The following is a 19,750-nucleotide window of genomic DNA, read 5'->3' as shown; positions in this document are numbered from 1 at the left end:
TTACCTCTGTCCGCTTGTACCCGGACCGACAGCGTTCTGTTGAATGGTGTTTCCGACCGTCTTTGCCGGCACTTCGTTGCCGGTGCTCACACCCTTCTCAAGGATCAGCTCTTCTGCGCGCTCGATCGGAATGTGGGCAATACCCTTGCTCTGATCGTCCCACGAGTAGTGGGTCATCACTTCGTCCTCATGGCGGCGCATCGTTTGGATGTCCGTCTTGGTGGTGAAGTTATCCTGCAGGAGAGGATTTGGCGATTTGATGTTGTTCCTCGTCGCCGGAGCCGGTTGGCGGCTAAAGCCGAGGAGTCCGCCGCCCGACAAAAGGCTGTAGATCGGGAAAGCGATGGCGAAACAGATTGCACAACCGGCGGTGATGCCGATAGTCCATTTCGTCAGGAGCGGGATTTTAAGGTCACGACGGTCGTAACCCATCTCCTTTAAAACATCAGGATCTTCTGGTTTAAACTCAGTGTGCATTGGCTTTCGCCTCCTTCAGTCGAGGGTCATATTGGGGGAGCAACGGCGCGGTAGCCACTCGGTTAAGCATCACACCGAACCAGACCAAGCCCAACGCGAGGAATCCGAGAACGTCCCACAGGGTCGGCTTTGCTTCAAAAGTCCCTCGGTGAGGTACCGATGCGGCGATGATCCAGTACACGTCGATGACGCGGAAGATCAGAATGAACAGCGCCACGTTGCGGATTCGGTCGGCATATCGCTTCAGTCGAGTGGAGAGCAGGACCGAGAACGGAATGATGAAACATCCAAGGATCGTGGACGCGCCAAGGAAGTTCCAACCCAATCGGGTGTCGCTGCCACGGTGAGCGTAGAAGATGGCGGTTTCCGGAATGTTTCCGTTCCACAGAATGATGAGCTGGGAGACCGAGGTGTAAGCCCACAGCATCGTCAGCACGAACATCATGTTGCCGAGGTCCTTCGTCAGCGACGGGGACATCGAGCTTGCGTACGGCTCTTTCTTGGCGTTGCTACAAACCAGCGCGATGGCGATGCAGAGCGCGGTCTGGCATCCGCCGATCACCAGCCAAAGCGGGTAGATCGTGCTGTACCAGTGCGGCGTCAGCGACATCGCGAGGTCGGTGAGGAAGACGGTGGCGGCCAGTGCCATTACGACCAAGCTCGGCGTACCGAAGTTGGTTCGAAGCTGTCGCTCCTTGTCGGCCATGGACTTGTCCTGGCGGCGAGAGGAAGACTGCATCACCCACGAACCGAAGGCCATGAGAGCCATGATTCCGAAGAATGTGGCGACGACTCGTGGCTCGTTGAGGTAGGCGCTCTTCATCTGGAGGACTTTGTCGTCTCCGGGATTCACCCAGATATAGATCTTGTCCATGTGCTTCCAGATGGGAAGATAGAAGAAAGCGAGCGCACCGAACATGAACGGGTGGCAACCGGCTTCGAAGATTCTAAGCGTGGCGATCGTCCAGCTACAGTTGATGGAGCCGTGGAGGAAGGTGAGCGCAAGGCAACCCATGGTGACGACCACCCAGAAGATGTAGCCGAACATATAGCCGCCGAGGGCCGTCTGATCGCCGCCAAAGAAAAGCGCCGCCCAAACTCCGAGTCCAGCCAGCAGTCCGAGAAGGCCCGCACCGGACTTCCATCCCAGGAAGTTCGGCTTGTTGTCGCCGCTCGTCGGCATGGCATCGTTAGTCATGACCGCTTCGCTCATTTAGTGGCTTTCTCCTTCGGCATGGGTTTCTGGGGTTGCATCGGTTTTCTTATTGAGCTCCGCCTTGTCGTTGTCGTTGAGTTCGCTGACCGGCGCGTGGTGAGCCAACTGCAGGACGCGAATGTAGGCGACGATCGCCCATCGGTCTTGCGGCTCGACGCGCGAGGCGTAGCTGTACATCGCACCGTATCCGTTTGTGATGACATCGTAGAAGTGGCCAACCGGCATCGCACGGAGTCGATCCGTGTGGTAGTTGCCGACCGGTCGCTGAAGCTGGAAGCCGCGCTGGGCGATCATTCCTTGTCCGTCTCCTAGTCGTCCGTGGCACGGCGTGCAGTAGATGTCGAATCGGTCGTGGCCGCGGTCGATCAGTTCTTTGGTGACGGGAAGCGGAATCTTGTCGACCCACTTACCGTTTTCGATACCGGTGTAGAACGCGCCGTCCTCGCGGAGGTAGCCGCGGGGGATGGTGCCCGGCACCAGCGGTCGCTGGCCAGATCCGTCGGCAAAGAACGTGCTTTCGGAGTGGGGCATCGTTTTGTTCTGCACCCACATGTCGGTGTTACAGCCCACCACAGTAATGGCAGCGAACCCAACGGCGGCCCATCTTAGTAATCGCATGTCGAAACCTCCAGTGCGCCGTGTTCGCGCATCAGCTTCTCGATCTTGCCTTCATCGTAGCTGGGGTCGCTCGCTTCGATCGCTAGGAAGAAGCGATCCTGCGAGGCCCGCTCGAAGTTCTTCGCGTTGAAGATCGGATGGTAGGGCATCGGAAGCTTGTTGTAGATGAACATTCCGATCGCCGCGCTGAAGGCGGAGAACAGAATCGTACATTCGTAGCTGACTGGGATGAACGACGGAATCGAGTTCAGCGGCTTGCCACCCACGTTCATCGGATAGTCGATGACCGATGTGTAGAACTGAAGCGTGTAGCCGCAAGTGAGACCGATGATGCCGCAGGCGATAACCGTCCACGGCACCTTGCTGTCGCGGAAGCCGATCGCCTCGCTCATGCCGTGGACCGGGAATGGCGTGTAGGCGTCCATTTCCTTGTAGCCCGCGAACCGAGCCTCCTCGGCGGCCTTCATCAGGGTGTCCGGGTCATCGAACTCCCCAACGATGGCGTATAGGCCAGTCGGATCGGAGAAATCGTGAGCCATTTATTGAACCTCCACTGGCTTCTGTCCTTCGACGAACTCTTTTTGTCCTTTCATCTTGTAGAGCAAGTCCTTCACTTCGAAGATGTTGATCATCGGCAGGAACCTCACGAAGAGGATCATCAGCATGATGAAGAATCCGATGGTGCCTGCGAACATCGCGATGTCCCAGAACGTCGGATAGTACGGCTTGTTGCTGGACGGCAAGTAGTTACTGGTCAGCGACATCGGGATGATGACGAAGCGTTCAAGCCACATTCCAACCGTAACCGCACTGGACACGAACATCAGCCAGAAGGTGCTGGTTCGAGCCTTGTTCCACCAGAATATCTGCGGGATGATACAGTTGCAGAGGATGAGCATGAAGTAGAACTTCGCGTACATGCCGTCCAATCGGACTCCCTTGAGGAGCTTGAGCTCGCTCGGGTTGGCGCTGTACAACTGGTAAAAGACTTCCAGGAAGTAACCGTAGGCAACGATGATTCCGGTTGCAAGGAGGATTTTGGCCATCCAGTCCATGTGCCGGTTGGTGATGAGGTGCTCCAGTCGATAGTACTTTCGAAGCGGGAGACCCCAGAGGATAACCATCGCGAATCCAGCAAAGACCGCGCCAGCAACGAAGTACGGCGGGAAGACCGTGACGTTCCAGCCCGGGACGATCGAAATCGCAAAGTCGAAGCTAACGATACTGTGAACCGAAAGAACGAGCGGGGCGCTAAGGCCGGCCAAGATGTAGTACATCTGCTCGTATCGGTGCCAGTGCTTGGTGCTTCCGCGCCATCCCATCGAGAGAAGAGCGAAGACCACCTTCGCGTACTTATTGTTCGTCTTGTCGCGGAGCGTGGCGAAGTCGGGGATGAGTCCGACGAACCAGAAGACGAGCGAAACGCTGAAGTACGTGGAGACCGCGAAGACGTCCCAGAGGAGCGGCGAGCGGAACTGCGGCCACATACCCAGAATGTTCGGGTAAGGGAACAGCCAGTAGTCGTTCCACGGACGGCCGGTGTGCAGAAGCGGGTAGATGCCGGCGCACATAACCGCGAAAATCGTCATCGCTTCCGAGAAGCGGTTGATCGAGTTACGCCATTGCTGGCGGAGAAGCAGAAGGATCGCCGAAATCAGCGTTCCCGCGTGGCCGATACCGATCCACCAAACGAAGTTGATGATGTCGAAGCCCCAGGCGGCGGGGATGTTGTCACCCCAGATACCAACGCCCTGGAAGATCAGCCATGCGAGGCTAACCAAGAGGACACCCGAACCGAGGACGCCGACCACCAGCCACTTGAACCAGTTGATCGAGTGCGCCTTCGTATCCAGCACGAGTCGACCGATCGAATGGTCGATCGATGCGTACGTTTGATCGCCGGTGATCAGCAGGTCGTTGATTCTGCTGTCAGCCATTATTTAGATGCCTCCGATGCGTTCTCATTTTTGATGGACGGATTGGGATTGCGCAGCTTGGCGAGGTGCGAGGTGCGAGGCCGAGTTTGGAGCTCCTTCAGAAGCAGGTAGCTTCGGGGGTCCTTCTTCAGCTTGGCAACTTCGCTGTCCTTGTCTGCGATGTTTCCGAACACGATTGCTTGGCTCGGACACGTTTGCTGGCACGCGGTGAGGATGTCGCCATCCTTGATCGTCGTACCCGCCTTCTTCGATTCGATTCGGGCTTCGTTGATTCGTTGCACGCAGTAGGTGCACTTCTCCATGACGCCTCGACCTCGAACCGTTACGTCGGGGTTGTTCAACAGCTTGAGAAGCTGAACGCCTTCGGCCTTGGGCTCGCGGATCGGTCCGGGGACAATGCGCGTGTTCCACGGCGAAGTCTTCTTGGTGAACTGCTCTTGGTTGTCCGTCCAGTTGAGGTAGTTGAACCGTCGAACCTTGTAGGGACAGTTGTTGGAGCAGTATCGGGTACCCACACAGCGGTTGTAGACCATCTGGTTGAGTCCTTCGTGACTGTGGACAGTCGCCGCGACCGGGCAGACCGGCTCGCAGGGCGCCTTTTCGCAGTGCATACAACCGATGGGCTGCCACACGACGTCCGGGTTCTCGTCGCCGCCGGTATAGTAGCGGTCGGTTCGAATCCAGTGCATCTCACGGCCACGGCCCACCTGCTCCTTACCGACGACCGAAATGTTGTTCTCGGCCTGGCAGGCGGTGATACACGCGCCGCATCCGGTGCAGGCGTTCATGTCGATCGCCATACCCCACTGGTATCCGTCGTATTCGAAAGTTTCTTCCGGGAAAAGGTTCGCGTCGTCGATTTCCTTCTGCTCGGTCTCGCGGCCCATAATGAGGGCTTCCATACCCTCCTTGTTGAACGCTTCGAGGGTTCCGGCGCGGATGACGTCGCGGTCGTCCGTGATTCGGTTGCCACCGACCGGGCTGTGGCCCTGGGTGCTGGCGAGGTGCTTGTCGTCGCCCAGACCCTTGATCTCGGTGATCGGCGCGTAGGCGAGGCTCGCCGACGTGCGGATGACGTACGGGTTGAAGCCGCCGCCTTCATCGCCGCGCAGCAGCGCGAGCGTGCCGCCGACTTCGCGGCCGTAGCCGAGGTTCAGCGTCACCGATCCAGGCGTTTGACCCGGGAGGAGGTAGGCGATGCCTTCGACTTGGCCCGTCGCGGTGGTGATTCGCACCAATTCGTCGGACTGAATTCCGAGAGCCGCCGCATCGGACGGCGCCAATGTGACCACGTTGTCCCACGTGACCTTGGTCAGCGGGCGAGGCAGTTCCTGAAGCCAACCGTTGTTGCAGTACCGACCGTCGTAGATCGCAGTGTCGGGAATGAACGCAGCTTCGTAGCCGGAGCTTGCCGGGGCTGGGCTAGGCAGACTGGGAGTCGTTGCAACCGTGACCGTAGCCGAGGCCGTATTAGGAATCGTTCCGTTATGAACTGCGGTTCGCCATCCCTTCTCGAAGTCGGTTCCGCCGAGCTTCTGCGACTTCCAGTAGTCGCGAACGATGTCGTATCCGCCTCGGGATTCGCCCATCATTCCAGAGAGGGCTTCGACTTCGCTTCGACCGTCGAACAGCGGCGCGATGAGCGGCTGGATGATGGTAGCCGTTCCTTCAAACGAGCGGGCATCGCCCCAGGCTTCCAGATGGTGAGCCATCGGGAGGACCCAATTGCTCAGCTTCGACGTCTCGTTGTAGTCGCCAGACAGGTGAACCGTCAGTTTGGCCTTCGCCATCTTGTCGGCAAACTTGAGGTCAGCCGGAGCGGTGAAGACCGGGTTGCAGTTCGAAATATAAAGAATGTCGACCAGGCCAGTGCTCAGCTCGGCAACCAAGTCGGCAATGGTGCCGTAGTTGGCCGAGTACTCGGGAGAATCGACAAGCGTGACCGTCTTGCCAATATTGCCCAGGGCCTGGTTCATGAGGAGGGCGGCTTGGTGGACTTCCGGCGCGGCGTGCTCACCCGCAACCACGATGCTGGCGCCCATGTTCGCCTTCAGATCTTCGGCGATGGTGGCCAGGTCCTTGCTCAGACCTTCCGGCGCCTTACCGGTCGGAACCGAGACCCCCAGTTGGCTGGCCAAACCGAGAGCGGCGTGATACAGTTCGCTCGGCTTCACCATGTAGCGGTGATCAGACATCGCTCCGACCAAGCCTCGGTTGGCTTCGATCGAGTAGAGGCGGTTCATTTCGCCTTGACTTCCGCGAACCTTTCGCGCTTCGGCAAACTGTCGAGCGTAGATCAGCGCGCCTGGGTTGTCCGTATTGCAGAGGAAGTCGCCGTCCAGCGAGACCACGACCTTGGCTTTGCTGAAGTCGTAAACGGGAACGCTGGGCTTGCCCGTCAGCGTCGAAGTCGCCTTGGTGACCGATGCTCGGCCCGACGGCTCCCACGAGAAAACTTTCGCGTTCGGGAACTTCTTTTGGAATTTGGCGATGAGGTCGGCTTGCGTCGGCGACGTGACCGCGCCGAACAGGAGCACGATTCCGCGTCCGCCGGTTGCCACGTGCGCATCCATCTGGTCGCGCATGACCTTGGCGAACTCTTCCCAGGTCGAAATCTCGTCACCCTGGAAAACGTTCTGCATCCGGTCCGGATCGTAAAAGTTCAGAACTTCGGCCTGCGAGATCGAGCCCAGCGTGCCTCGGGAGGCCGGGTGATCCGGGTTTCCTTCCAGCTTGATCGGTCGTCCGTCGACCTGCTCGACCAGTACGCCCGTCGCGTATCCCGCGAGGGTGACGGCCGAAGCATAGAAAAGCGACTTGCCCGGCACCAGTTCTTCTGGCGCCTTGACGTAAGGGATGATCTTCTCTTCCGGCAGGAACACGCCACGGCAACCGGCAAGGCCAGCCAGGGCGAGTGAGGCACCCGCGAACTTCAGAAGCGTTCGTCGGTCGATCGTGAGAAGGTCTTGTCGGTTCGGGAACTCGTCCTCGTACCACAACTTGAATTCCGGCGACTGGCTGACTTCGTCGAGGCTGCGCCAGTAGTGCTGGCCGCGCTTGCCTTCGAGTTCGGCGCGCATCTTCTCCAGGGCTTCTTGCTTGTTAATCTTCTGTTCTTCCATTCAAAAATCCCTTATCGGTGACACACCGTACAGTCGGCGTCCTGCTGAACCTTGATACCCAGTTGCTTGACGATTTCCTTTCCGTCGGCGACTTCTTCCGGGTGGTCGGAGCCGTCGAACTGACCGGTAGCGAGTTCGGTCTCTCGTTGAGAAAGGCCGCCCTTGCCGACGGTTTGAAGCTTCCAGTAGAACTTGAACGCCAGCTCACGCGGGGTCAGGTTCGGGTATTGCTCCTTCAGGTCCTTGTTCCAGCCGAGGTAGCGCTCCGGTGCGCGGTGACACTGTAGACACCAGGCCATTTGGAACGAGTTACCCTTGGCGGTGATGTGCTCGTCCTGCATTGGGCCGTGGCAGATGTTGCAGTTCAGACCACGGTTGATGTGAATCGAGTGGTTGAAGTAAACGAAGTCGGGAACCTTGTTGACGCGGTTCCACTTGATGGGCGTGCCGGTGGCGTACGCATCTCGGATCGGCTCCAGGAGCGGAGAGTTCGTCCAGATTTGCGAGTGGCAGCTCATACAGGTCTCGACCGCAGGAATGCCGGCAAAGCTCGATTTTTCGACGCTCGTATGGCAATAGCGGCAGTCGATTCCAAGTTCCCAGTTGTGGTGCTGGTGCGAAAAGGGAACCGGTTGGTTCTTGGCGATGTTCACCTTGGTATTGGCTGGCGACCGCGACAGCGCGGCGAGCGCAAGGCCGACCGTCAACGGCGTCGCGACGATGGCAAGGATCGTGATGCGCGCTATCGAGTTGGCGTTTGGTTTAAAGACCTGCGAACCCATGTTTACTTAATCTGTTGCTCCGTTTTTGGTGTGCTTGTCTCGCATCCTTGAGAGACGAAGCTGTTTGCGAAACTGACGTTCGCAAACAAAAAATGATGATACCGATTCTGGCGGTGAAATTGCTGTCCGTTCAACCCATCACCACAACCCTGTCGATGGCAAACATGAGGAACAATATCGCCAGGTAGAGCATGCTGTAGTGGAACAGACTGCTCGCCCGGGGTCGGTCCGACATATTTTTCCAAAGTCGCCAAAAACTACGAATGAGGATCAAATTGAGGACAATCGCGCTGATCGTATAGATCCATCCAACTTGCGGGAAGAAAGCCGGTACAAATGTTGCAAGGATGGTGGCTACCGTATAGACGCCGATTTGAATGACCGTTACCCGGTCACCTTTCACGACGGGAAGCATGGGAACGCCGGCCGCCGCGTAATCGTCTTTGATGAGCAGGGCGAGCGCCCAGAAGTGGACCGGGGTCCACACAAAGATGATTCCGAAGAGATACAACGCCAACGGGGGCAGATCGTTGGTGACCGCCGCCCACCCGACGAGCGGGGGAAACGCGCCGGCCGCGCCGCCGATGACAATGTTGTGCCAGGTTCGACGCTTCAACAGCATCGTGTAGATCACTACGTAGAAAACGAGGCCGCTCAGTCCCATGAGAGCGCTCAGCGGAGTCGCGAACACCCAGAGAAGAACAAAGGAGAGAGAAGCCAGCGCAAAGGCGAAGACAAGGGCGTGGATGCTGGAGATGCTTTGCGTGACGGTCGGGCGCTTTTTCGTCCGCTTCATCGTGATATCGATGTCGCGGTCGATGACCATATTGATGGTGTTGGCGGCACCGGCGACCATGTAGCCTGCCAGAGACACGACGATAAAGAGGAATGTACCGGGCCAGGTGCCCTTGGCTGCCACCATCGCCGTCATCGTGGTGAACAACAGGAGGCTGATGACACGCGGCTTGGTGAGGGCGACGTAGGCTTTGATGAGTTCCTTGCCCCGTAGGGGTTCGGAGGTCTCGGCGGCTTCCGGCGCGGGTCGAGATTCAACCGGCTCGATGCCGACACCGAAGGCGGCGACGGCGAGCACGACGACCGTGACCCAGTTGAGATCGGCCAGCACGAGGTGGACCATTTGCAGTCCAACCGGGGCCTTGAAGAAGATGTTGAGCGCACCGACGGCGAGCTGAATGACCAGCGCGCCGATGAGCATTTTTGACGCATTCTTAACGAAGCGGTCCGGGCGAAGGTGTTGGACCAGACTGCACATCAAGAGCAGATAGAGGCCGATGGAGGCCGAACCGACCGGGTGCGCGACCGCGAGTTTGTTGGCCCAGAAGGCGGTGGGCTTCAGCATCTCGCTCAAGCCTTCGACGTCGGGGCGAACCTGGTGACCGAACGCGGAGATCGCTCCGCTGACGCCGAGAAGCATGGTGCCGATGAACCCAAACGCTAACAGCCAGCCGACCGTGCCTTGAGACTTGAGGCGGATCGGGCGAATTTCGCTCGCCGCAAGGGCGGCGACGGCGATGCTTCCGAGGAGCATGAACGTACTGAGCACGTGCAAGCCCATCCATTGAGCGCGCTCAACAGTGGCGTTCGAGGTGACGAGCCCCTTCACGACCAAATAGCGGCCGATCAGCGCCTCGACACAGGTGAAGGCGAGCACGACGCTCGACGCCCAGCGGGCGGGATGACCCTTCGAGAAGGCGCGGAAGGCCCAGATGACCATGATGAGGGCCAGCAGGCCGACCAACTCGGTGGAAAAACGGTGGGAAGATTCAATCAGCGTTGCGATCGAACCCTTGGCCGGATCCTTCGGACCGGTGCAGAGCGGCCAGTTTGCGCCGCATCCGTCGCCGAAGCCCATGGAGCGAAGGAAGACGCCCCACGCGACCACGAGGAAGTTGTAGACCAGGAAGAACCAGGAAAAGGCGGCGAAAGCGGGGTTGCCTGCCAGCCGATTACCCTTCTCATCCCCTGCAGTCTGGGGATCAGCAATGAAGTTTCTGAAAAGATTGAAACCTTTCTGTGGATTCATTTGGCCTTGGGTGTAATTATTTAACCCTATTAAAGTCCTCTTGGGGAGACGGCGTAAGGGGCTTTTGTCAGTAAAACTCTCCCCAAGTTTTCCTCGCCAGAGAACCCAATCCCCCGAAAAGTATCAGTTTCGGGACAGTTCCCTCTTCTTAAGTTCCATGAGGGTCCAGGCCTGACCGGCGGTGTCCAGCATCGCGAGGACTGTTTCTTCCACCCCCATCCTTCGCAGTTCATCTTTCTGGTCCTGGGTCACGGCATTGTTTCGCCAGCGCGTGTTGGCCAGCGTGAGACCGTTGGTGAACGGCCAAATGTCCTTGATGCGTCGGTCGGCAACGTGAAAGGCATCCTGCAGGTCGCGGCCAAGCTCGAACTCCATCGGCTCGCGGGAGGCCGAGGTGAGCACCAGGTGGTAGAAGCTCAGTGCGTCTTCTTCGATGGCGGCCATGCGGTGGCCCTCCAGCCGCGATGACCCGCACGCCAGCAGGTAGCGGCCGTCGCCGACCTTCATCCATGCGTTTCGGCTGACGCCGATGATCTCGTCCGGCGGGGTGAGTTCGGCGATGAGGTCAACCGCGGTTAGCGAATTGTCCAGTTCGTCGAAGTTGACGTTGCGGCGGAACATCATCGCTTGGGCGCGCGGGTCGAGCTGATCCCACTTCTGCATCGCCTCTAGCAGCGAGTGGCCCTCGAGGTCAAAGTCGGGCGGCAGGCCAACGACGGCGCTCAGAGATGGAGCTTCATCTTCCTTTTCCGGCTTGGGACCCGAGAGCTTTTTGCCGTTATCGACCACGTCGATGACGATGCAGTCGGACTTATCCGATCGCGAAATACGATCGCGGCGAGCGTCGGCATCGGGCAGACCTTCGATGGTGTTGGGCAACACGCGCAGGCCGCGCCCAATCATCTGACAGAAGAGCGCCCAGCTTTTGGTGGGACGGAGCAGGAGCACGCATCCGACGTCCGGCACGTCGAACCCTTCGGTGGCGATCTCGACGTTGGTGAGGATTTGGATTCGCCCCGTGGCGAAGCGGCTCATGATCTTCGACCGCTCGTCCAGCTTCATCGAGCCATCAACCGACTCGGCGGTGAAGCCTTCGAGGCGGAAAAGCTCGGCTACCGACTTGGCGTGCTCGACGCCGGTGCAGAAGACGATAGTCTTGCGCTCCTTGGCGATATTGACCCAATTCTCGAAAGCGGTTCGGTTTCGGCTCTCGGTGTTGACCGCTTCCTGAAGCTGTTTCGAACTGTAGTCGCCATGGACGATGCGGACCCTGCTAAGGTCCACGCCGGTTGCCACACGGAAGCCCTTTAGGTCGGCCAGCCACCCGTCGGCGATGGCCTCACGCAGGGTGTATGTGAACGCCACCTCTTCGAAAATCGCCTCCTCCTCGCCGTGGAGCGGACGGTTGTCCATGCGGTGCGGGGTGGCGGTCACGCCGACGGTGAAGCATCCGCCATCGTACGCGCCGACCGAGCGCATGACGTTTTGGTAGCTGTCGGCGGGGGCATGGTGAGCCTCGTCGATGATGAGGCAACCCGGCTTCCATTCGCCCAGACGGGTCGTGTTCTCGCGACCCAGCGACTGCACCGAGCCGACGAGTACGTTCTGCTTTTCCGGTCGGTTCTTCAGGTTGCCTTCGATGTCCACGCTCAGCTTGGGGTTCTGAAGATGGATGCGGTTAGCGGCCTGCTCTAGCAATTCGCGGCGGTGGGCCAGCACGAGCGTAGAGGCTTTGCTCTCACGGTAGATTTCGCCAATCAGCGCGCTAAAGAGGGTGGTTTTTCCGGTGCCAGTGGGCAGGACGGCGAGCACGCGCTTGAGTCCGCGATCGCGACAGGCAAAGATCTGCCCCATGGCCTTGGCCTGGTAGGGGCGCAAAAGGATCTTGGCCACGGCGTCGCGGGAATGCATCGGGAATGATTCAAGACGGCAGGCATGGCGGCGATGGTGCGAGTTTCGGTGGCGATTCCTAAAAAACAAAAGGTCTCGGGAGGGCCCTCGCCTCGGTAGAATTCCGGCATGATTTTCGCCGGTTTGTTGGTTTTGGGAGCCATGCGCCAGGACGCCGATTTCGATCCGGGTCCAAATCCCATACTGATGCGGAACCCGACTTTGAGCGCGACCACCATCGTGTTCCAGTACGCGGGTGACCTCTGGTCGGTGCCGCGCGAGGGCGGCGAGGCAAAGCGCCTCACCAACTCGCCGGGTGTGGAATCGAACCCGATGTTCTCGCCCGACGGCCAAACCATCGCCTTCACCGCGCAGTACGATGGCAATACCGACGTGTACACCATGCCGGTCGAGGGCGGTATTCCCAAGCGACTGACCGCGCATCCCGCCGACGACAATGTGGCGGGGTGGACACCCGACGGCGAGAGCGTGCTGTTCTCATCGTCAATGCTCTCGAACACGGACTATCCGCGCCTGTTCACCGTCTCCAAGAACGGCGGAATCCCGAAGCCGCTTCCCCTCCCGGCGGGCGTCGCCGGCTCGTTTTCGCCCGACGGCAAGCAGATCGCCTACGTCCCAAACGGTAAATGGCAGGAGGCGTGGAAGCGGTACCGAGGCGGACAAACGACGCCGATTTGGGTTCTGCAACTATCCGATTCGACCTGGAAATCGGTGCCGCATCCCAACACTAACGACTCGCACCCGATGTGGATCGGCGATGACATTTATTACATGTCCGACCCGACCGGGCCGGTGGGGCTCAGCCGCTACAGCACCAAATCCGGGCGGGTTTCGGTCGAGATTCCGGGAAGCGGGTTCGACATCAAGTCGGCTTCGGCGGGACCGGGCGCGATCGTGTACGAAAAGCTCGGATCGATCCAGCTTTTCGATCTGAAGACCCACCAATCCCACCGCGTTCCGATCCAGATTCACGCCGACTTTCCCGAGGTTCGCACGGAATTCAAGGATGTGAAGGGCCAGATGACCGGCTACTCGCTTTCGCCGAGCGCCCAGCGTGTGGTGATCGCGGCCCGAGGCTGGATTTTCACTGCGCCCGCTAGCAAGGGGGATATTCGGCTCCTCGATGGCAAGCAGGGCGTCAATCGCCATGAACCGACGTGGTCGCCGGATGGCAAGACTTTAGCTTATATTAGCGATGAGGATGGGCCGCAAATGCTGGCTTTGTACGATGTGGCAACCGCCAAAGAAAAGCGCCTACCGTTGGCCGACAGCCCGGGTGCTTATAAAAACCTCGTTTGGTCTCCGGACAGTAAAAAGATTGCCTACACCTGCGAGAAACTGACCCTCAATTTCATCGACATCGAGACCGGCAAGAACGAGACGATCGACCGACAGACCCATCGCGGGCGAACCGAGATTCAGCCTGCGTGGTCGCCGGATTCCAAGTGGCTGACCTGGAGTCGGGACCTGGATAACCTCTACAACGCCGTCTTTTTGTACAGTTTGGACAGCAAGAAGGTGACGCAGATCACCGACGGCATTGCCGACGCAGAGAACCCAATCTTCGATCGCGACGGCAAGAGCTTGTACTTCACGGTCAGTACCGACGTCGGGCTCGGTGCGCACTTCGAAGACGTCTCGACTCTGAATGCGCCGAACTCGACGAGTTCGGTCTATGCTGTGGTCCTACGAGAGGACCTGCCGAATCCACTTCAACCCGAAAGCGACGAAGAGGGCGTCAAGCCCAAAACCGACAAACCAGAGAAGGCAGACAAGCCGGGCGATGCGCCTAAACCTGTCCCGTTTGGTATCGACCTCGACGGGATCGAGAAGCGCATCATCGTTCTGCCGATGCCGCGCCAAGGCTATTCGGCCCTCGAACCTGGACCGACGGGATCGTTCTTCGCCATCGCCGATGCACCGCGCGCCAACGCGGTTTCGGGCGGCGGAAGCAACACGCTCTATAAGTTCAGCTTCAGCGACCGAAAGCCGGTCAAATTCGCGGAGAACGTGAATGCTCTGCAGTCGTCGCTGGACGGATCCAAGTTGCTATTGAACCAGAAGGGCCAGCTTTCCATCGTGCCCTCGGCGGCCCCTCCTGCCCCGGGCACGGGCGCGATCGACCTCAGCGGATTGAAAGCCAAGATCGACCCTCGCGCCGAATGGCGGGCGATGTACCATGAAGTGTGGGCGGGCGAGCGGATGCTCCTATACGACCCCAATCTGCACGGCATCGACTCGGTGATGATGGAGAAACGGTACGAGCCGTTCCTGGATAACCTGGCGACACGCGACGACCTGAACTACCTGTTCACCGACATGCTGGGCGAGCTGTGCGTCGGACACATGTTCATCCGTGGCGGCGACCGGCCGGTTCAGAAGAGCGTGGCGGGTGGTCTCCTGGGGGCGGATTACACGTTTGAGAACGGCCGGTACCGGCTGGCGCGCATCTACGATGGCGAGCGGTGGAACCCGAGTCTAACCGCACCCTTGGCCCAGCCGGGCGTCGATGCCAAAACCGGCGAATACCTGCTCGCGATCGACGGCAAGGAACTTAGCGACGCAATGGACATCTACCTCCAGCTCGAAGGCAAAGCGGGCAAGCAGGTCAAGATCAAGCTGGGGCCGACGCCGGACGGCGTGGGTTCGCGCGAGGTCACGGTCGTGCCTGTCGCCAATGAGTTTGGCCTGCGGTTCCGTGCCTGGGCCGAGGATAATCGGCGCGAGGTGGAGAAGGCAACGGCGGGCAAGATCGGCTACGTGCACGTGCCCGACACCGGCGGGGGCGGCTTCGAGGCGTTCCTACGCTACTTCTACGCGCAGACGCAGAAGCAGGGCCTCATCGTCGATGACCGATTCAACCACGGCGGGCTCGTCAACGACTTCATGGTCAACGAAATGCAGAAGCCCTTGGACTTCATCGATAAGGCCCGTTACGGCGCGCGGATGCACGACCCGAGCGCGGCGATCTACGGTCCGAAAGTGATGCTGGTGAACGAGATGGCGGGCTCGGGCGGCGATATCTTCCCATACATCTTCAAGCTCCACAAGGTCGGCAAGCTGGTCGGGCGACGCACCTGGGGTGCGATGATCTCGGCGTACGGTTTTCCACTTTTGGACGGTGGAAGCGTGACGGCCCCCGACGACGCGATGATGCTGGCGACGACTGGCGATTGGGTGATCGAAAACGAAGGCACTCCGCCGGATATCGAGGTCGAACTCGACCCATATTTGTGGCGTCAGGGTCGCGACGCTCAGCTCGAGGCGGCTATCGCCGAGGTACTGAAGCAGTTGGCCAACACCAGAGTGCCGAACCCACCGCTGGCGAACTTCCCAGACAAGTCTCAACTGCCCCCTAAACCAGGGAAGAAGCAAGGCGGACGGTAGCCACACAAAAATGTTGAAAAACTCACGCTAGGCTGTAAGAAACAGCCTAGTAATCTCGTTATATCGAATAAGGCGCTCGAATTGATAATGGCGGACTGCAATGCTGTTCGGACGGGTGCTTCTTTGAGATAGTGGGTTTAGAAAATGAGACTCTTAAAAGTGGGAACAAGCGGCGAGGACGTCCGGCGATGGCAGACGTTTTTAGCCTCAAAAGGATATCAAGTAGGCGTCGATAGTCAGTTCGGCACCGAGACCAAAAACGCCACCGTTCAATTTCAGGCTGACCATGGCTTGAGCACCGACGGTAAGGTCGGGCACGATACATATATGAAGGCCGCTGAGCTCGGCTTTGTGTTGATCGACCCGGAGCCGACACCCGAGCCGTCGGCCGACTTTTCGCTCATCCGCAAGACAACGCGGGACGGCGTGAACCTGTTCAAGTTCGATTCTGGCGACGCGGTCTTCTTCAAAGCGAACATGGCGGTGGATGCCGACGGGTGTCCGTTGACCTACCACCCCAACAACACGGGGCTGGACTTCAATGCGAACTCGGGTGGCCTCAAGCCGTCGATCATCGCATTCGTGAACGGCCATCCATACGTGCAGACCGGCGCCGACCCCGCGCCTGGCTACTACGTGAGCAAGACGGCGTGGACCAACCCTTCGAACCCGCCCGTGCAGAGCACATCCCGTTATTTGGACTCCCTGAAAGTGTCGTACGTCGTCATCCCCGGCGGCGATATCGGCGGGGCGAAGACGGGCAATGCGGCGGTTGTGATCGACCTGCACAACGGAAACCGGTTCAGCGCGGTGGTTGGCGACGTCGGTCCGACTCAGAGCGCGGGCGAGGCGTCGATGTTCCTGTGCGGCTTGGTGGCCGGCAAACAGCCGTCCGAAATCAATGAGGCATTCGCTCGCAAACCGGGAAGCGCTTCCAACCCGAAGAATGGTGGGTTTGACGACGACCGGTTCCGATACGTCGTGTTTCTGCGGGTCTTCGTTCCGTGGGGAAGCGACCAAGCGACGATGGATTCGATCGGCGAAGGCGCGTGGAACGCGCTGACCGACGGGCAGCGCGCGGTTCTGACGGCTTAGTGTCTTAGGCTGGTGAAGTCTCGTTCACTTCGCCAGCTTGAGCCATTTCCCTGGACTTTGCCTGGGCAATCAAACGGTCGAAACAGAGCGAAATGACCAAAAAGCCCGCAAGCAACGCAGCGTAGCGTCCCATTCGCGGAGAATCGAGCGGTTCGCCGATGGCAATATAAGTCACAAAAAGGAGCACGTAGTCGGTTGAGACGAACTGCTTTGGCTTCGAGCGAAGCTGGCTGGAATAAGTGGCGACGGATCGAACCGCGAAGAGGAGAAACGGAACGACGTACACATAGCCAAATAACGCCTTGGGCGGGTGAGCGATGGCATAGTACACCCAGAAAACGAATGTGAGGGCGAACAGGGCCAGCATCATGAGTACACGTGCTTTCTCGACTCGATTCATGTTGGCCACCGCTAACATCTTACGACATTCGCGACAATCCTCTCCCATCGATGATGGGAGAGGAAATGAAGGACTTAGCTAACCTTCGACAGCTCGGTCTTGAGGATATTGATCGAGTCGATGTTCTCGGGATCGACCTGGTTCAGCGCCGCCAGATACAGGCTGACAAAGTCGCCCAGATAGGTCAGACTGAGAAGCTTTTCGAGCAAGTTTGAACCTACGGCTTGTACGTTCTGGAAGGAACACAGGTCCTTGACCAACCCCTCGGTTACCTCGGCGCGCTTCTTCATCTTTGCGCTCTCTTCGCCGTCTTCCAGCACCATGCCCACGTACTTCGAGACGCCCTGCTCGCCCGCCTTCACCCAGCCCAGAATCTCGTTATGATTGAGTTCGGGGAAGGCGTTGACGAAGACGTGGTTCTTGGCGTTCTCGTTGATCTGGCCCTTCCATCGGTTGGCGATGATGGCTTGCCAGCCGCCGAGGCCGTAGATGATGCCAAGGTTGCCGTGAAGGCTTTTGGCGAGGTCCTTGGCGACGGCGTTGCCGCCCTCGACCGTCCACTCCTTGCACAGCGACTCCAGCAGGTCGAACGCCTTGGCGAAGTCCTGCTCGGGCAGGAGGCCCATCTTGACGCACGCGGCGAGGACGGGGATGAGCATGAAGCCGAGCGCGGTTCGCGGAGGCTGTCCGCCCGGGACGGTGATGACCGGATAGCCGTCGGCCTGGGCCAGTTCCTTCAGCTTGCCGCCGCTGGTGACGCAGATGATCTGGGCACCGGCGTTGCGGGCGTCGGCGTAGGCGCTGAGGGTCTCCTCGGTGTTGCCGCTATAGCTGGTGGCGAACACGAGGGTCTGCGGACCCACGTAGGCCGGAAGGTGGTAGTCGCGGTTGACCACGAAGGGGATCGAGCCGAAGGCATCGAACATCGCGCGAACGTAATCGCCGCCCACCGCCGACCCGCCGAGGCCGGTCAGCATCGCGGCAGTATAGGTACCGGATGGGAAGCTGACGCCGTCAACCAAGGTTAAAGCATGTCGACATTGGTTGGGATACTCTTCGGTGAAATGGAGCATGCCTTTGGGGTCGAGCGCCGTCACGGCATCGCGGGAATTCAGGTCAACGGACATTACTGGTTAGTTTACCGGGCGGTTGGGTAGCCTCGCGCCTCAGCCCACTTTTCGCTCCAAATCCAAGAGCGTCCGCTTGCGATCCTTGCCCCACCGATACCCGGCCATGTCGCCGTTGCCGCGAATCACGCGATGGCACGGAATCGCGATTGCGATTGTGTTTTTCGCACACGCGCTCGCCACCGCTCGTGCGGCTTTGGGGTTTCCGATGCCCTCCGCCACCTCGGCATATGACGCCACCTGCCCCGCCGGGATCGTTTGCAGGTACTTCCACACCTTGAGCTGAAACGCCGTGCCGCGCACATCCAGCGGCAGATCGAGCGAGCGCAGATCGCCCGCCAGATAGTCGGACAGCGCCCGCATCCAGAGCTCGAATTGGTCGCGATGGGTCTCGGCCATCGGTGTCAGCGTCGCGGCCGGATACTCCCGCTCAAGCTGGCCGCGCAGGTCCTGTTCCCACGCCCCAAATTGGATGAAGCAGATGCCACGGTCGGTCGCACCCATCATGACCAGCCCGAGTTGGGTGCTCGTAGTTGCGTACGAAATCGCCAATCCGCGCCCCTTCTCGCGGTACTGCTTGGGCGTCATGCCCAGGCGCGTATCCAGCTTTTCGTACACCCGACTGGACGAGCCAAACCCCGCCTCGACGATGGCAAGCGACACGGACTGCTGGTCCTGCAGACCGGTCCGCAAGCGGCGCAGACGGCACGATTCCAGATACTCCTTTGGGCTGACGCCGATGGAACTTTTGAACAACCGCTGAAGGTGGAACGGACTGTAGCCCGCTCGCTCGGCCAGGGCTTCGAGGGTCAGCGCCTGGTCGCAGTTTGCCTCGATGTAGCGGGCCAGTTCCAGCATTTCCTCTTTCATCGTGCACCCGCCAACGTTGCCAGTCTAGCCCGATCGACGTCGGGACTGCGATACGACGCTTCGGGAATCGTAGCCAGACGCGAATCGTGGAGCTCCGGGCCCAAGCCGTAGAACCGCTGAAAGCTCATGATCAGGGGTCGCCACTTGTCGGGGTCGATGTGGTTCGGCTTGCCGTTCATCAGGATTGACGAATGGGCGTGGACTCGCACGATCCGCACCTCCAGGCACAGAATCCCACCCTTTTGGCTCGGGTCGTCCTCGGCCACCGGATTTACCCGCTCCAGAATCGCCTCCATTTGCACGGGGCACTCGTCGGCCCGAGGCGGGGTGACGATCTCGGATCGTACCGGAGTCAGGCCCGCGGCCCCAAACTTGTCCGCCTCGTGTCGGTAGCCTCGCCGCTCCTTGTACTCGGGCACTGGATTACGCCCGGTGGTGAGGGCCAGCCGATCGACCGCGCCGACCAGATCATCGGACGGAAGATTGAGGACGCACTCTCCTGTGCGAAGCAGATTTTCGGCGGTTTGCGAGCGCGCGCCGATGCCGAGCAGGCCCCGCCATCCAAGCCAAAAGGCGGACGAGATGGGGGCAAGGTTGGGCGTGCCGTCCGTGTTGAGGGTGCTGAGGAGGACCACCGGCGTCCCCATGTAGAGAATCGAAGGCTCGATCGTTTGGTGCATAGGAGTAAGGTACGGCAGGCGGCAGAGGCAAAACTATCCGCTTCTTGCGGACTTGGTGGCTGGGCGCCTTTTGATCCTTGTTCG

The 19,750-nt window shown here is 59.5% G+C and carries 15 protein-coding genes; 2 read left to right on the top strand and 13 right to left on the bottom strand.

Annotation, left to right across the window (positions count from 1 at the left end):
• The 9 genes from GC165_00920 to GC165_00880 all read right to left on the bottom strand — a co-directional run bounded on the left by GC165_00920 (position 1) and on the right by GC165_00880 (position 12,107).
• Entirely contained in the window at positions 1-477 is a 477-nt protein-coding gene (locus tag GC165_00920; protein ID MBI1331420.1) for a hypothetical protein, read from the bottom strand.
• Positions 467-1,690, bottom strand: coding sequence for a hypothetical protein (locus GC165_00915; GenBank protein ID MBI1331419.1), 1,224 nt, complete (start codon positions 1,688-1,690; stop codon positions 467-469). The genes GC165_00920 and GC165_00915 overlap by 11 nt, the downstream gene beginning before the upstream one ends.
• Complete coding sequence (locus GC165_00910; GenBank protein MBI1331418.1) at positions 1,691-2,311, bottom strand: cytochrome c; 621 nt, start codon at positions 2,309-2,311, stop codon at positions 1,691-1,693.
• A complete protein-coding gene (locus tag GC165_00905) occupies positions 2,299-2,850 on the bottom strand; it encodes a DUF3341 domain-containing protein (GenBank protein MBI1331417.1) in 552 nt (183 codons plus the stop codon). Before GC165_00905 ends, GC165_00910 begins: the two co-directional genes overlap by 13 nt.
• Positions 2,851-4,248 (bottom strand): hydrogenase, encoded by a 1,398-nt coding sequence (locus tag GC165_00900; GenBank protein ID MBI1331416.1) that lies wholly within the window; start codon positions 4,246-4,248, stop codon positions 2,851-2,853.
• Positions 4,248-7,370: a 4Fe-4S dicluster domain-containing protein gene (locus tag GC165_00895; protein MBI1331415.1), complete on the bottom strand. Its 3,123-nt coding sequence runs from the start codon at positions 7,368-7,370 to the stop codon at positions 4,248-4,250. Before GC165_00895 ends, GC165_00900 begins: the two co-directional genes overlap by 1 nt.
• An 11-nt stretch (positions 7,371-7,381) precedes the next feature.
• The gene (locus GC165_00890) at positions 7,382-8,152 is read right to left on the bottom strand and encodes a cytochrome C (protein ID MBI1331414.1); all 771 of its coding nucleotides are present in this window, start codon (positions 8,150-8,152) and stop codon (positions 7,382-7,384) included.
• Positions 8,153-8,282: 130 nt separating this feature from the next.
• Entirely contained in the window at positions 8,283-10,196 is a 1,914-nt protein-coding gene (locus GC165_00885; protein MBI1331413.1) for a protoheme IX farnesyltransferase, read from the bottom strand.
• Between the two features lie 123 nt (positions 10,197-10,319).
• Complete coding sequence (locus GC165_00880) at positions 10,320-12,107, bottom strand: DEAD/DEAH box helicase (GenBank protein MBI1331412.1); 1,788 nt, start codon at positions 12,105-12,107, stop codon at positions 10,320-10,322.
• A 108-nt stretch (positions 12,108-12,215) separates the two neighbouring features.
• Here GC165_00880 and GC165_00875 point away from each other — a divergent pair, with 108 nt between their 5' ends.
• Both GC165_00875 and GC165_00870 read left to right on the top strand, forming a co-directional pair.
• Positions 12,216-15,494 carry a protease gene (locus GC165_00875; GenBank protein ID MBI1331411.1) on the top strand — a complete coding sequence of 1,093 codons (3,279 nt, stop codon included), beginning with the start codon at positions 12,216-12,218 and terminating at the stop codon, positions 15,492-15,494.
• Positions 15,495-15,638: 144 nt separating this feature from the next.
• Positions 15,639-16,589, top strand: coding sequence for a hypothetical protein (locus GC165_00870; protein ID MBI1331410.1), 951 nt, complete (start codon positions 15,639-15,641; stop codon positions 16,587-16,589).
• A gap of 4 nt (positions 16,590-16,593) precedes the next feature.
• Here GC165_00870 and GC165_00865 read toward each other — a convergent pair whose 3' ends face one another.
• The 4 genes from GC165_00865 to GC165_00850 all read right to left on the bottom strand — a co-directional run bounded on the left by GC165_00865 (position 16,594) and on the right by GC165_00850 (position 19,666).
• Entirely contained in the window at positions 16,594-16,998 is a 405-nt protein-coding gene (locus GC165_00865) for a hypothetical protein (GenBank protein MBI1331409.1), read from the bottom strand.
• Positions 16,999-17,063: 65 nt separating this feature from the next.
• Positions 17,064-18,116 carry a bifunctional phosphoglucose/phosphomannose isomerase gene (locus GC165_00860; GenBank protein MBI1331408.1) on the bottom strand — a complete coding sequence of 351 codons (1,053 nt, stop codon included), beginning with the start codon at positions 18,114-18,116 and terminating at the stop codon, positions 17,064-17,066.
• A 39-nt stretch (positions 18,117-18,155) separates the two neighbouring features.
• Positions 18,156-18,986 carry a methylated-DNA--[protein]-cysteine S-methyltransferase gene (locus GC165_00855; GenBank protein ID MBI1331407.1) on the bottom strand — a complete coding sequence of 277 codons (831 nt, stop codon included), beginning with the start codon at positions 18,984-18,986 and terminating at the stop codon, positions 18,156-18,158.
• Positions 18,983-19,666 (bottom strand): flavin reductase family protein, encoded by a 684-nt coding sequence (locus GC165_00850; protein MBI1331406.1) that lies wholly within the window; start codon positions 19,664-19,666, stop codon positions 18,983-18,985. Before GC165_00850 ends, GC165_00855 begins: the two co-directional genes overlap by 4 nt.
• Between the last annotated feature and the right edge of the window lie 84 nt (positions 19,667-19,750).

The sequence above is a fragment of the Armatimonadota bacterium genome, assembly GCA_016125185.1.
Classification (GTDB): Bacteria; Armatimonadota; Fimbriimonadia; order Fimbriimonadales; family Fimbriimonadaceae; genus Fimbriimonas.
This window is presented reverse-complemented; position numbering and strand designations above follow the sequence as displayed.